Source organism: Citrobacter sp. Cf087 (genome assembly GCF_030334285.1).
Taxonomy (GTDB): domain Bacteria; phylum Pseudomonadota; class Gammaproteobacteria; order Enterobacterales; family Enterobacteriaceae; genus Citrobacter; species Citrobacter freundii.
This window is the reverse complement of record NZ_JAOWED010000030.1, coordinates 142,992-157,075: the sequence shown is the minus strand read 5'-3', so window position 1 is coordinate 157,075 and position 14,084 is coordinate 142,992. Positions and strand designations below refer to the sequence as shown.

The following is a 14,084-nucleotide window of genomic DNA, read 5'->3' as shown; positions in this document are numbered from 1 at the left end:
GCAAGCCAGCCGCCTTACGATAACGCGTGTTATTTGCTGCGTCCAAGCGGCACTACTAACGGCGTTCCGGCAACTGGATCGTCGATAATCATACAGCGCAGTCCATAGATTTTTTCAATAAGCTGCGCGGTGACGATCTCTTTCGGTGCACCCTCGGCAATAATTTTTCCATCTCGCAGCGCAATCAGATGCGTCGCATAGCGACAGGCCTGATTCAGGTCGTGCAAAACGGCGGCCAGCGTGTAGCCTTTTTCCCGGTTTAAGTCACTCAGCAGTTCCAGCAGATCGATCTGATGACTGATATCCAGCCAGGTGGTGGGTTCATCAAGCAGCATAATCGACGTTTCCTGCGCCAGCACCATCGCAATCCATGCACGTTGACGTTGTCCGCCGGAAAGGGTATCCACACTTTGTGATGCCAGGTGGGTGATACCCGTCGCCTGCATGGCGTTTGAGACCGCAATTTCATCCTCTTGCCGCCAGCGGGTAAACAGCGGCTGGTGCGGATAGCGCCCGCGGGCAACCAGCTCCTGTACCGTAATATCTCCCGGCGTGGTTGCATTTTGCGCCAGCAAACCTATTCGTCGGGCGACTTCCTTGCTGGCATAGTGTTGAATATGTTCGCCGTCGAGCCAGACCTTGCCGTTCGCGGGCGTCATCAGGCGACTAAGCGTGCGCAGCAATGTCGATTTCCCGCAGCCATTTGGCCCGATAATCGCGGTGAAGTGACCGTCGGGAATCGACACATTGAGGTTTTCCGCCACGGTAAACTTGCCATAACCCAGCGTTAACTGGTCGCCACGCAAACGGGCTACTGATTCGGTCATTTTTTGCGGGACTCCTGAATTAACAAGACGATAAGATAAATACCGCCGAGGCTTACGGTGACAACGCCCACCGGAAGCTGATAAGGCATAAACAGCTGTTGGGCGCATAAATCCGCCATCAGCAGCAGCAACGCGCCGCACAGCGCTGACAGGGTTAATCCCCAGCGCGATGTGCCGCTTATACGTCGCGCGATATGCGGCGCGACAAGGGCAATAAACGAGATAGGACCCGCCAGCGCGGTGGCGGCAGCGGTCAGTACAACCGCAACCAGCATCATCATCAGACGCGAGCGCTCAACGCTGACACCAAGCGCACAGGCACTGTCATCACCCATTTCCAGTAAGCGCATCCGGCGTACCAGCAATGTGGCGCATACCAGCATGATGATAATCAGCGGGGCAGACGGCCAGGTTTTGGCCCAGGTCAGGCCATTGAGCGATCCAGCGTTCCACAGTCCGGCCGTTAGCGCGGTTTCTAATGATGCTTTCAGCAGTAGCCAGGTGTTGAACGCCACCAGCATGGCGCGTATGCCGATACCAATAATAATTAGCCGGAAGGTGTCGATCCCATTGCGCCAGGCGAGCGCCCAGACCACCAGAGAAGTCAGGATCCCACCGAGCATGGCAGCCAGCGCGATCGCGGTAAGATGCTGTCCGAACAGCACCATTGCCACCAGCACACCGCTCCAGGCACCGGTATTAAAGCCCATCACATCCGGACTGCCCAAAGGGTTACGCATCAGCGACTGAAATATTGCGCCGCTCACGCCGAGCGCTGCGCCAATCAATAGCGCCATGAGCACGCGTGGCAAACGCCATTCGGTCACCACCAGGGTAATACTGCGCGGCGCATCGCCGAGCAGGGCGGCAATAATTTGCTGGGTTTCCAGCGTAACAACGCCGCTACGCAGGCTCCATAAACCAATGACGAGACAACCTGCAACCAGCAGTAGGCTGCTGATTATCAGGCGGCGGGAGAGGTGCATCATGCGCCACCCCCGCGCGATTTACGGCGTACCAGAAAGATAAGCACCGGCGCGCCGATGAAAGCGCTGACCACCGACACGCGCAGCTCGCCGGGAACAATCAGGCGACCGATGATATCGGCAATCAGTAACAGAGAAGGGGTTGCCAGCAGGGTGACGGGCAGTGACCAGCGGTGATCCGCCCCCACCAGCCAGCGCGCCATGTGAGGTATCATCAGGCCGATAAAGGCGATAGGACCGACAATCGCGGTCGCGCTGCCACACAGTACGGTAATCACCAGCAGGCCAATAAACTGTGTGCGAGCGACTTTACTACCAAGCGCGGTAGCTGTGTCGCTCCCGAGGCTCAGGCTATTCAGGGCGCGACTGAGGAACAGTGCGACAGCCGCGGCAATCAGTACTGGTACCAATACAACCTTCAGCGTTTGCAGGCTGCGGATATCCAGTGAGCCAGCTTGCCAGAAACGCAACTGATCGTAAACGTCCGGGTTGAGCAGGGCGATGCCGGTGGATAATCCTTCCAGCACCGCGCCCAGGGCAACGCCCGCCAGCGTCAAACGTACCGGGCTTAACTGCCCACCGCCCTGACTACCGGTAAAAGCTACGATAAGCGACGCAGCCAGCGCACCGCAAAAGGCCATCAGCAGTTGCTCTTGCGCAGAGGAAAAGCCGAACAGCGCGGCGCCCAGCACAATAGCGAAGCTGGCACCGGAGTTGACGCCCAGAATGCCGGGATCGGCGAGAGGATTACGCGTGAGCGTTTGCATTAATGCGCCAGCCAGGCCCAGCGCACCACCGGCGAGCAGCCCCGCCAGCGTGCGTGGGAGTCGCGCGTCAAGCACGATGGTGCAATCAGCGCTTTGACAACTGCCGGTGAGCGCATCCAGCACCACGGAGGCAGGTAGCGACTTGGCGCCAATAACCAGACTTAATACCGTGGTCAGAACAAGTAATAACAATAGTCCGGGCACGGCGAAGGCGCGTGTCGCGGAAACAGAGCATGACATATCAACTTCCCTGATAATGATAGTAATTATCGTTATCGATCTTATTTGGATATGTTAGCATGTGCAGCCATCGAATGGATATTGAAAAAGTACCTGGTAAGGCTCTGTAATGAATCGACAATCATGGCTGCTCAATCTCAGCCTGTTAAAGACCCACCCTGCATTTCGTGCAGTCTTCCTCGCCCGTTTTATTTCCATTGTCTCTCTGGGGCTACTCGGCGTAGCGGTTCCGGTACAAATCCAGATGATGACCCAGTCGACCTGGCAGGTCGGTTTGTCGGTGACGCTGACCGGCAGTGCAATGTTTATTGGCCTGATGGTGGGCGGTGTGCTGGCCGACCGCTATGAGCGTAAAAAAGTGATCCTGCTGGCGCGTGGTACCTGTGGCATTGGCTTTATTGGCCTGTGTTTGAATGCGTTACTTCCCGAACCGTCGTTACTGGCAATTTATCTGCTTGGCTTATGGGACGGTTTCTTTGCTTCGCTGGGCGTGACTGCTTTACTGGCAGCGACGCCAGCGCTGGTCGGGCGGGAGAATCTGATGCAGGCCGGGGCGATTACCATGCTGACGGTACGTCTGGGATCGGTAATTTCGCCGATGCTTGGCGGGGTGTTGCTCGCGACCGGCGGTGTGGCCTGGAACTACGGACTGGCGGCGGCGGGGACCTTCATTACCTTACTACCGTTGCTGAGTCTTCCCGCGTTGCCGCCTCCGCCGCAGCCGCGTGAGCATCCGCTGAAATCGCTGCTGGCAGCATTCCGCTTTCTGCTTGCCAGCCCACTGATTGGCGGCATTGCACTGCTCGGTGGTCTGTTAACCATGGCGAGCGCCGTGCGCGTGCTGTATCCGGCGTTGGCGATTAACTGGCACATGTCGAGTGCGCAAATTGGCCTGCTGTATGCGGCTATTCCGCTGGGGGCTGCCGTGGGTGCATTGACCAGCGGACAACTGGCGCACAGTCTTCGTCCGGGACTGATCATGCTGGCATCGACCGTGGCTTCATTTCTGGCTATCGGTCTGTTTGGCTTGATGCCCATTTGGCAGCTTGGGGTTATTTGCCTGGCGCTGTTTGGCTGGCTAAGTGCGGTCAGTTCGTTGTTGCAGTACACCCTGTTACAGACGCAGACGCCGGAAGCGATGCTCGGGCGAATTAATGGTTTGTGGACCGCACAGAACGTCACCGGCGATGCGATTGGCGCGGCGTTGTTAGGTGGTCTGGGCGCGATGATGACGCCAGTTGCTTCGGCAAGCGTGAGTGGGTTTGGGCTGGTGATTGTCGGTCTTTTACTGCTGCTGTTGTTGGGAGAAGTGCGCCGATTCCGGCAAGTCCCCGTGAATGTCTGATCGCGTTGTGCTCTACGGATTGTAGGCCGGATAAGGCGTTAGCCGCATCCGGCGCTGGCAATTAAAACAGAGCCGACAGACGTTGCAGCAGCAGCATTGCGCTGTAGTAGTCGAGACGGAAGGTTTCCGTACCCAGGGCATAAACACGTTTATTTTGCACGGCTGGCAGATGCGCCAGAAGCGGATTAGCGTAAATAGCATCGGCATCTTTGCTGTCGCCAGCAAACAGGAACAGCGCTTCGCCGTTCAGGCCTGCCGCCAGGTTCTCACCGCCAAGCTGGATGATATCGTGGCGTTTGCCCTGACTCTGGCTGGTATGCAAGTTGGCAGGCAGCGTTGCCAGCGTGAACCCTAACTGCTCCATCAGCTTGCCTTGCGCTGACTCAGGCGTCCACAGGTTGGCGCTGTGCGCCGCGGCGGTATATACCAGCGCGCTGACCGGCTGTGGTGGCAGAGTAATACGTTGCTTAATTGCCTGTAGTTGCTTATCAAACTCGGCAATACGCGCAGCAGCCTGTTGCTCCTGACCGGTAATTTCACCTAACTGGGTCAGCAGCGACTGCCAGCTTTTATCGTCGTAATTAATGATGAGCGTTGGCGCAATGGTGGACAGCTGATCGTACAGCGCGAGGGCAGAATCGCCCCCGGTGGCGCTTACCAGAATCAAATCCGGCATTTGAGCTGCGACGGCCTCGGCGCTCGGTTCGCCGATATACAGGCGGCTCAGTTTGCGTTCTTTTGCCACTTCGCTCCACTGGCGTAAAAAGCCCTGCGCATCGCCGATGCGATTGTTCGGCGTAGTGGCACCGCTGGCGATGACCGGGGCATCAATCGCCAGCAGCGAACCGGTGAGGGTCACGCTGGTGGAGACAATTCGCTGCGGTTTATGCTCCAGCGTATGCGTGCCGCGGCTGTCAGTAACCTGACGCGGCCAGTCGGCGGCGTGACCTGAAGAAATTCCTGAAAGAGATAAACCTGCCAGTAAGAGCACGGTGCGGCAAAAAGAGGGGAGACTCACGAATCAGCTTCCTGTTATCAGTATAAGTAATGCTTCTCATTTTCATTGTTAGCGAGCAAGGATGCAAGCCAAAGTCGCACATTGTGCTACCACAAGAGTTGACATACCGCCGCTTTACTTTTAGGTTAGCGACCGAAAATATAAATGATAATCATTATTAGGGCCTTTATCATTTTTGGAGGATGATATGGATACGTCACTGGCCGAGGAAAAAACGCAGACTATGCCGACGCTCGCTCCCGACAGTTTTTTCTTTATGTCGCCGTACCGTAGTTTTACGACGTCAGGATGCTTCGCCCGCTATGCGGAACCGGCAATTGATGGCGATTCGCCAGACAGCCCTTTCCAACAAAAAATGAACACACTGTTTGCTGATGCCAAATCACAGGGTATCGCGAATCCTGTCATGGTCGGGGCGATTCCCTTTGATACCCGCCAGCCATCATCGCTGTTTATTCCCCAATCGTGGCAGAGCTTTTCTCGTACGGCGAAGCAGCAATCATCACGTTACTTTACCGCGCATCAGTCGCTGAACGTCGTGGAACGTAAATCGATCCCGGAACAGGACTTTTTTGAAGATATGGTCGCCCGGGCGGCTGCGCTGACGTCTACTCCGGAAGTCGACAAAGTGGTGTTGTCACGCCTGATCGATATCACCACCGATGCCAACATTGACAGTGGTGCGCTGCTGGAGCGTCTGGTGGCGCAAAATCCAGCGAGCTACAACTTCCATGTGCCGATTGAAGACGGCGGCGTATTGATTGGTGCCAGCCCGGAATTGCTTCTGCGCAAAGAAGGCGAGCGTTTCAGTTCTCTGCCGCTGGCGGGCTCTGCACGTCGTCAGCCTGATGATGTGCTGGATCGCGAAGCAGGGATCCGCCTGCTGGCATCTGAGAAGGACCGCCATGAGCACGAACTGGTGACGCAAGCGATGAAAACGGTATTGCGCGATCGCAGCCGTGAACTGCAACTGCCTTCTTCTCCGCAGCTGGTTACTACGCCGACGCTCTGGCACCTCGGCACGCCGTTTGAAGGTAAAGCCAACGCGCAGGAAAACGCCCTGACGCTGGCGTGCCTGTTGCACCCGACGCCTGCGCTGAGTGGCTTCCCACATCAGGTTGCGCGCAAGCTTATCGCCGAGCTGGAGCCGTTCGATCGCGAACTGTTCGGCGGTATTGTCGGCTGGTGTGATGCCGAAGGTAACGGTGAGTGGGTGGTGACGATCCGCTGTGCGAAGCTGTTGCGCAATCAGGTGCGTTTCTTTGCCGGAGCAGGAATTGTTCCAGCCTCTTCCCCGGTTGCGGAATGGCGTGAAACGGGGGCCAAGCTCTCCACGATGTTGAATGTTTTTGGACTGCATTAAGAGCCTTGTGGACTGGTTTTAAGGAGCAATAATGAGTATTCCATTCACCCGCTGGCCGGAAGAGTTTGCCCGCAGGTATCGTGAAAAAGGTTACTGGCAGGATTTGCCGCTGACCGACATTCTGACCCGTCACGCCGACAGCGACCATACGGCGGTTATTGATGGTGAACGCCATCTGAGCTATCGCCAGCTGAATCAGGCCGCTGACAATCTAGCCTGCAGTTTGCGTCGCCAAGGGATTAAACCCGGTGAAACCGCGCTGGTACAACTGGGCAATGTGGCTGAGCTATATATCACCTTCTTTGCGTTACTCAAGCTGGGCGTAGCTCCGGTGCTGGCCCTGTTCAGCCATCAGCGTAACGAACTCAACGCCTATGCCAAACAGATTGAACCGGCGCTGCTGATTGCCGATCGCCAGCATACGCTGTTTAGCGGGGACGATTTTCTAAACGCTTTTGTGGCCGAACACAATTCAGTGCGCGTGGTGCAACTGCACAACGACGAAGGTGAACACAATCTGCAAACGGCGATAAGCCAACCTGCGAGTGATTTTACGGCTACACCGTCGCCCGCTGATGAGGTGGCGTACTTCCAGCTTTCCGGCGGGACGACCGGGACGCCAAAGCTGATTCCTCGCACTCATAACGATTACTACTACAGCGTGCGTCGCAGCAATGAGATTTGCCGCTTCACCGGGGAAACGCGTTATTTATGCGCAATCCCGGCGGCGCATAACTACGCCATGAGTTCGCCAGGCGCGCTGGGTGTGTTCCTGGCCGGCGGCACCGTCGTGCTGGCGGCCGACCCTAGCGCTACCCTGTGTTTCCCGCTGATTGAACAGCATCAGGTTAACGTCACGGCGCTGGTGCCACCTGCGGTGAGCCTGTGGTTGCAGGCGATTGCGGAGTGGGGCAGCAATGCGCAACTGGCTTCGCTGAAACTGCTACAGGTCGGTGGAGCGAGACTTTCCGCCACGCTTGCGGCGCGTATTCCGGCTGAGATTGGCTGCCAGTTGCAGCAGGTCTTCGGCATGGCGGAAGGGCTGGTGAACTACACCCGTCTGGACGACAGTCCTGAGCGCATCATCAATACCCAGGGGCGCCCGATGTGTCCTGATGATGAAGTCTGGGTAGCAGACGCTGACGGCAACCCCTTAGCCCAGGGAGAGACCGGACGCTTGATGACACGTGGTCCGTACACCTTCCGTGGTTATTTCAAAAGCCCTGAGCATAATGCCAGCGCCTTTGACGCCAACGGCTTTTACTGTTCCGGCGATCTGATCGCTATCGACCCGGATGGCTACATCACCGTTCAGGGACGCGAAAAGGATCAGATCAACCGCGGCGGGGAGAAGATCGCTGCTGAAGAGATTGAAAACCTGCTGCTGCGCCATCCAATGGTTATCCATGCCGCGCTGGTCAGTATGGATGACGAACTGATGGGCGAGAAAAGCTGTGCCTGGCTAGTGGTAAAAGAGCCGCTGCGCGCGGTTCAGGTGCGCCGTTTTCTGCGCGAACAGGGTGTGGCGGAATTCAAATTACCCGATCGTGTTGAGTGCGTTGAGTCATTACCGCTGACTCCAGTGGGGAAGGTAGATAAAAAACAATTACGTCAGTGGCTGGCATCACGTTCACTGGCCTGAAGGAGAAATAGAAATGGCAATTCCTAAACTGCAGGCTTATGCGCTACCAACGGCGCTTGATGTTCCGGTGAACAAAGTCGACTGGGCATTTGACCCTGAACGCGCCGCGCTGCTGATCCACGACATGCAGGATTATTTTATCGGCTTTTGGGGCGATAACTGTCCGATGATGGAGCAGGTCGTCGCGAACATCGCCGCGCTGCGCCAGTACTGCAAAGAGCATAATATTCCGGTGTATTACACCGCTCAACCGAAAGAGCAGAGCGATGAAGACCGCGCTCTGCTCAATGATATGTGGGGACCGGGCCTGACGCGTTCGCCGGAACAACAAAAGATTGTTGAGGCGCTGGCGCCGGATGAAGCGGATACCATTCTTGTGAAATGGCGTTATAGCGCATTCCATCGCTCCCCGCTGGAACAGATGCTCAAGGAAACCGGGCGTAATCAACTGATCATCACCGGGGTGTATGCGCATATTGGCTGTATGACCACCGCAACGGACGCTTTCATGCGTGACATCAAGCCGTTTATGGTTGCCGATGCGCTGGCGGATTTTAGCCGTGACGAACACTTGATGTCGCTGAAATACGTGGCGGGACGTTCCGGGCGTGTGGTTATGACCCAGGAATTATTACCGACGCCGGTTCCGGTCAGTAAAGATGCGTTGCGCAGCATTATTCTACCGCTGCTGGATGAGTCCGAAGAGCCGATGGATGACGAAAACCTGATCGACTATGGGCTGGATTCCGTGCGCATGATGGCGCTGGCGGCGCGCTGGCGTAAGGTTCATGGTGATATTGATTTCGTGATGCTGGCGAAAAAACCGACCATTGACGCATGGTGGGCTCTGCTCTCCCGCGAGGTGAAGTAATGGCCGGATTTGATTTTGCCGGGAAAACCGTCTGGGTAACCGGGGCGGGAAAAGGGATTGGCTACACCACGGCGCTGGCGTTTGCGAATGCAGGTGCTGAGGTGACTGGATTCGATCGCGAATTTCCTCAGGATAACTACCCGTTTACGACCGAAGTGCTGGATGTGGCGAATGCCGGACAGGTAGCTGAGGTGTGCCAGCGCGTCCTCAAAGCGCGCGAGCGTTTGGATGTGTTGGTCAATGCCGCAGGTATTTTGCGTATGGGTGCCACCGATGCGCTAAGCGCTGAGGAGTGGCAGCAGACGTTTGCGGTTAACGTTGGCGGAGCGTTCAATCTGTTTCAGCAGACGATGGCGCAGTTTCGTCGCCAGCAGGGCGGGGCGATCGTGACCGTCGCGTCGGATGCGGCGCACACGCCGCGTATCGGCATGAGTGCTTACGGTGCGTCAAAGGCCGCGTTGAAAAGCCTGGCTCTGACCGTCGGACTTGAACTGGCAGGCAGCGGTGTGCGTTGTAACGTGGTTTCTCCGGGGTCGACCGATACCGACATGCAGCGTACGCTGTGGGTCAGCGATGACGCGGAGCAACAGCGCATTCGTGGATTTGGCGAGCAGTTTAAGCTTGGGATTCCGCTGGGGAAAATCGCCCGGCCGCAAGAGATCACCAACACTATTTTATTCCTCGCTTCCGATCTGGCCAGCCACATTACATTACAGGATATCGTGGTGGACGGCGGTTCCACGCTGGGGGCATGACGATGATCTGGAAACGTCATTTGACGCTGGATGAACTCAATGCCACCAGTCAGAACACGATGGTGGCGCATCTGGGAATGGTCTATACACGACTGGGTGATGATGTGCTGGAAGCCGAAATGCCGGTGGATAGCCGAACGCATCAGCCGTTTGGCCTGCTGCATGGCGGCGCGTCGGCGGCCCTGGCGGAAACGTTGGGTTCGATGGCGGGTTATCTGATGACGCGCGACGGGCAGTGTGTGGTGGGGACGGAACTAAACGCCACGCATCATCGGGCGGTATCGCAGGGGAAAGTACGCGGCGTTTGTCAGCCGTTGCATCTTGGGCGTCAAAATCAAAGCTGGGAAATCGTCATCTTTGATGAGCAGGGACGACGATGCTGCACCTGCCGTTTAGGCACGGCGGTGATGGGGTGAGGTTACCCGGCAAAGTAAAATGAAATTGCAGAGTTAACAGGTAAATGAAGTGATCCAGTTAACAATGCAATGTAAATAGTCAGTGATGTCTCAGGTTTATGTGGTTGTCAGGTTGTTAAAATCAGGAAAGATGTTATAGAAACAAAATGTAACATCTTTCTGGATCACGCAAACGGACAACAACTATGAATAAATCAGGGAAATACCTCCTCTGGACATTGCTCTCCGTTATCGGAGCATTTGCCCTGGGATATATTGCGTTAAATCGTGGTGAACAGATCAACGCGTTGTGGATAGTCGTGGCGTCAGTCTGTGTCTACCTTATCGCTTACCGTTTCTACGGCCTGTACATCGCGAAAAATGTACTGGCGCTGGACCCGACGCGTATGACGCCAGCCGTGCGTCATAACGATGGTCTGGATTATGTACCCACCGATAAAAAAGTACTGTTTGGTCACCATTTTGCGGCGATTGCCGGAGCGGGTCCGTTAGTTGGACCGGTGCTGGCGGCGCAAATGGGCTACCTGCCGGGTATGATCTGGCTGCTCGCCGGGGTGGTACTGGCAGGGGCGGTACAGGACTTCATGGTGCTGTTTGTTTCTACCCGTCGCGATGGTCGTTCCCTTGGCGAACTGGTGAAAGAAGAGATGGGCCCTACGGCGGGTGTTATTGCGCTGGTGGCCTGTTTTATGATCATGGTGATTATCCTCGCGGTACTGGCGATGATTGTCGTGAAAGCGCTGACCCACAGCCCGTGGGGAACTTACACCGTAGCGTTCACTATCCCGCTGGCGATTTTTATGGGGATTTACCTGCGCTATCTGCGCCCGGGCCGCATTGGTGAAGTGTCGGTTATTGGTCTGGTATTCCTGGTGTTTGCCATTATTTCCGGCGGCTGGGTAGCGGAAAGCCCGACCTGGGCACCGTACTTTGACTTTACCGGCGTACAACTGACCTGGATGCTGGTGGGCTACGGTTTTGTCGCCGCCGTGCTGCCGGTGTGGCTGCTGCTGGCCCCGCGTGATTACCTCTCTACCTTCCTGAAAATCGGCACCATTGTTGGTCTGGCGGTAGGGATTCTGATCATGCGTCCGACGCTGACCATGCCAGCTCTGACCAAGTTTGTTGACGGTACTGGCCCGGTCTGGACCGGTAACCTGTTCCCGTTCCTGTTTATCACCATTGCATGCGGTGCGGTATCTGGCTTCCATGCGCTGATCTCCTCCGGAACCACGCCGAAGATGCTGGCGAATGAAGGGCAGGCTTGCTTTATCGGCTACGGCGGAATGCTGATGGAATCCTTTGTCGCCATTATGGCGCTGGTTTCCGCGTGCATCATCGATCCGGGCGTGTACTTTGCGATGAACAGCCCGATGGCGGTGCTGGCTCCTGCGGGCACGGTTGATGTAGTGGCTTCTGCGGCACAGGTAGTCAGTAGTTGGGGCTTTGCTATTACGCCAGATACTCTGCACCAAATTGCCAATGAAGTGGGTGAGCAATCCATTATCTCCCGCGCAGGTGGTGCGCCGACGCTGGCCGTCGGGATGGCGTACATTCTGCATGGCGCACTGGGTGGCATGATGGATGTGGCGTTCTGGTATCACTTCGCCATTCTGTTTGAAGCTTTGTTTATTTTGACGGCGGTTGATGCCGGTACACGCGCTGCGCGCTTTATGCTGCAGGACTTGCTGGGCGTGGTGTCACCGGGCCTGAAACGAACCGATTCGTTGCCTGCGAACCTGCTGGCGACGGCGCTGTGCGTACTGGCCTGGGGGTACTTTTTACACCAGGGCGTGGTGGATCCTCTGGGTGGTATTAATACCCTGTGGCCGCTGTTTGGTATCGCCAACCAGATGCTGGCCGGTATGGCGTTGATGCTCTGTGCTGTGGTGCTGTTCAAGATGAAACGCCAGCGCTACGCGTGGGTGGCACTGGTCCCAACCGCCTGGCTGCTGATTTGTACCCTGACCGCTGGCTGGCAGAAAGCGTTTAGCCCGGATGCAAAAATCGGCTTCCTGGCTATCGCCAACAAATTCCAGGCGATGATCGACAGCGGTAACATTCCGGCGCAGTACACCCAGTCGCAGCTGACGCAGCTGGTGTTTAACAACCGCCTGGATGCGGGTCTCACCATCTTCTTCATGGTAGTCGTTGTGGTGCTGGGTCTGTTCTCCATCAAAACTGCGCTGGCAGCATTGAAAGAGGACAAACCAACTTCGAAAGAGACGCCGTACGAGCCGATGCCTGAGAATATCGAAGAGATCGTGGCGCAGGCGAAAGGCGCGCACTAATATTCTCTTAACCAATGAGCCCTCTCCTGAACGGGGAGGGCGTTTGTACGACAGGGAATCACTATGTTTGAAACACTCGCCAAAGCCGGGAAGTATTTAGGTCAAACCGCCCGATTAATGATAGGTGTGCCGGATTACGACAACTATGTTGAACATATGCGCGTCACGCATCCGGACCAAACGCCAATGACCTACGAAGAATTTTTCCGCGAGCGCCAGGATGCGCGATATGGGGGGAAAGGCGGCGCGAAGTGCTGTTGATTTTTTGCCGGATGGCGCTGACGCTTATCCGGCCTACAACATCGCATTTGCCGTTATAATTAGTCGTCGTAGGCCTGATAAGGCGAAGCCGCTATCAGGCATCCCATACCCTAATCATACCGTAAACGACTCTACCTTTTCGAATGCTGCGCGCAGTGTCTCCGGCGTTAACGTTACCGGCAGGGCGTGAATGGACTCCACCGGGCGCAGGGTGTGCGTAATCACTTTGTCGATTTCTGCGCGATTATTGATGTCCACGTCCAGTTGAGCTAATCGGGTGGGCAGGTTGAAGCGCTGATAGGCGGTAATTAACTGCGCCAGCACGGCATCTTGACCCAACAACGCACTCTGCACCAGGATGCCGTACGCCACTTTAGTGCCATGTAAAAACTTCTCTGTTTGTGGGAGGACGGTCAGGCCATTGTGAACAGAATGCGCCGCCGCCACGCGGGTGTAGCGCTCGCCCAGACCACCAACCATGCCGCCTCCGGCAATAATCGCATCCACTACATCGCAAAACGTGCGGCTTAACGAGCCTTGTTGTTTATCTGTCAGCGCCTGCTCGCTGCTTTCCAGCAGGACGTCGCGGATCGTCTGCGCGGCATCTATACCCAGACGAACAGTTAATGGCAGGTTTTCTGGCTGAGGCGCAAGCACGACGGCCTCGTACCACTTCGCCAGCGTGTCGCCGATCCCCGCCAGTAGATATTCCTCTGGCGCATTGAGAACGATCTCGGGTTCGACCAGAACGAGGAAATTGGCATCAGGGAAAATTTCAAAATGCAGCGCCTGGCCTGCATCGTTATACCAGACGGAGAGCGGCGTCCAGGCGGCGCAGGTCGCCGCAATCGTAGGAATACCGACAAACGGCAGATCCAGACGACGGGCCAACGCTTTAGCGGTGTCGAGCAATGTTCCTCCGCCCACGCCAATCACCACGCTGCGATTATCTCCCGACTCTTTTGCCAGTTGAGCAACATCGGTTTCGCTGCAATGTCCCGTAAACAGCAGGCGCTTAGCCTCGGCGAGATGAAATGTCTCTGGCAGATAAGGGCGGGCCGCATCGATAGCGCGCTCACCATAAACCCACACGGCGCGTGAAAGTTGGTCGGTAGTGAAAAAATCGTTGAGTCTCGACAGGCTGCCGGGATGGGAAAAATAGTTGGCCGGGCCGGTGACGACGCGAATCTCTGTATTACTCATGTTGTGTTGTCCTTTGGCTGTCCTGTCCAGGCAGGTTATTTTTATATAGACGTCTGAACGTCTTGATTGCCAAATACTAGCATCGTGTTATAGTGGCTT

General features: G+C 56.1%; 13 protein-coding genes. 8 read left to right on the top strand and 5 right to left on the bottom strand.

Features of this window, described 5'->3' with window-relative positions; translation table 11 throughout:
* Positions 1-29: 29 nt before the first annotated feature.
* Genes fepC through fepD form a run of 3 tightly spaced genes read right to left on the bottom strand, consistent with a single transcriptional unit; the run spans position 30 to position 2,820 of the window.
* Complete coding sequence (gene fepC / locus OGV57_RS14665) at positions 30-827, bottom strand: iron-enterobactin ABC transporter ATP-binding protein (RefSeq protein WP_003847439.1); 798 nt, start codon at positions 825-827, stop codon at positions 30-32.
* Positions 824-1,816 (bottom strand): iron-enterobactin ABC transporter permease, encoded by a 993-nt coding sequence (fepG, locus tag OGV57_RS14660; protein WP_003022026.1) that lies wholly within the window; start codon positions 1,814-1,816, stop codon positions 824-826. The genes fepC and fepG overlap by 4 nt, the downstream gene beginning before the upstream one ends.
* Positions 1,813-2,820, bottom strand: a complete 1,008-nt coding sequence (gene fepD / locus OGV57_RS14655) for a Fe(3+)-siderophore ABC transporter permease (RefSeq protein ID WP_003835646.1) — start codon at positions 2,818-2,820, stop codon at positions 1,813-1,815. The genes fepG and fepD overlap by 4 nt, the downstream gene beginning before the upstream one ends.
* Positions 2,821-2,929: 109 nt before the next feature.
* Here fepD and entS point away from each other — a divergent pair, with 109 nt between their 5' ends.
* Complete coding sequence (entS, locus tag OGV57_RS14650; protein ID WP_048233246.1) at positions 2,930-4,165, top strand: enterobactin transporter EntS; 1,236 nt, start codon at positions 2,930-2,932, stop codon at positions 4,163-4,165.
* Positions 4,166-4,226: 61 nt separating this feature from the next.
* On the opposite strand, the gene fepB is transcribed toward entS, so the two are convergent.
* Positions 4,227-5,183: a Fe2+-enterobactin ABC transporter substrate-binding protein gene (gene fepB, locus OGV57_RS14645; RefSeq protein WP_054528177.1), complete on the bottom strand. Its 957-nt coding sequence runs from the start codon at positions 5,181-5,183 to the stop codon at positions 4,227-4,229.
* 187 nt (positions 5,184-5,370) lie between these two features.
* Here fepB and entC point away from each other — a divergent pair, with 187 nt between their 5' ends.
* The 7 genes from entC (at position 5,371) to OGV57_RS14610 (ending at position 12,782) form a co-directional block, all read left to right on the top strand.
* A complete protein-coding gene (gene entC / locus OGV57_RS14640; protein ID WP_054528178.1) occupies positions 5,371-6,546 on the top strand; it encodes an isochorismate synthase EntC in 1,176 nt (391 codons plus the stop codon).
* A 31-nt stretch (positions 6,547-6,577) separates the two neighbouring features.
* Complete coding sequence (gene entE, locus OGV57_RS14635) at positions 6,578-8,188, top strand: (2,3-dihydroxybenzoyl)adenylate synthase EntE (protein WP_054528179.1); 1,611 nt, start codon at positions 6,578-6,580, stop codon at positions 8,186-8,188.
* A gap of 13 nt (positions 8,189-8,201) precedes the next feature.
* Positions 8,202-9,059, top strand: coding sequence for an isochorismatase (locus OGV57_RS14630; protein ID WP_054528180.1), 858 nt, complete (start codon positions 8,202-8,204; stop codon positions 9,057-9,059).
* Entirely contained in the window at positions 9,059-9,814 is a 756-nt protein-coding gene (gene entA / locus OGV57_RS14625; protein WP_003022049.1) for a 2,3-dihydro-2,3-dihydroxybenzoate dehydrogenase EntA, read from the top strand. Before OGV57_RS14630 ends, entA begins: the two co-directional genes overlap by 1 nt.
* A 2-nt stretch (positions 9,815-9,816) precedes the next feature.
* Complete coding sequence (gene entH, locus OGV57_RS14620) at positions 9,817-10,230, top strand: proofreading thioesterase EntH (protein ID WP_003022055.1); 414 nt, start codon at positions 9,817-9,819, stop codon at positions 10,228-10,230.
* A gap of 185 nt (positions 10,231-10,415) precedes the next feature.
* Positions 10,416-12,521: a pyruvate/proton symporter CstA gene (cstA, locus tag OGV57_RS14615; protein WP_044712737.1), complete on the top strand. Its 2,106-nt coding sequence runs from the start codon at positions 10,416-10,418 to the stop codon at positions 12,519-12,521.
* Positions 12,522-12,584: 63 nt separating this feature from the next.
* On the top strand, positions 12,585-12,782 hold the full coding sequence (locus OGV57_RS14610) for a YbdD/YjiX family protein (protein ID WP_003022064.1): 198 nt from the start codon (positions 12,585-12,587) through the stop codon (positions 12,780-12,782).
* Positions 12,783-12,896: 114 nt separating this feature from the next.
* Here OGV57_RS14610 and OGV57_RS14605 read toward each other — a convergent pair whose 3' ends face one another.
* Entirely contained in the window at positions 12,897-13,985 is a 1,089-nt protein-coding gene (locus OGV57_RS14605) for an oxidoreductase (RefSeq protein ID WP_003835631.1), read from the bottom strand.
* Between the last annotated feature and the right edge of the window lie 99 nt (positions 13,986-14,084).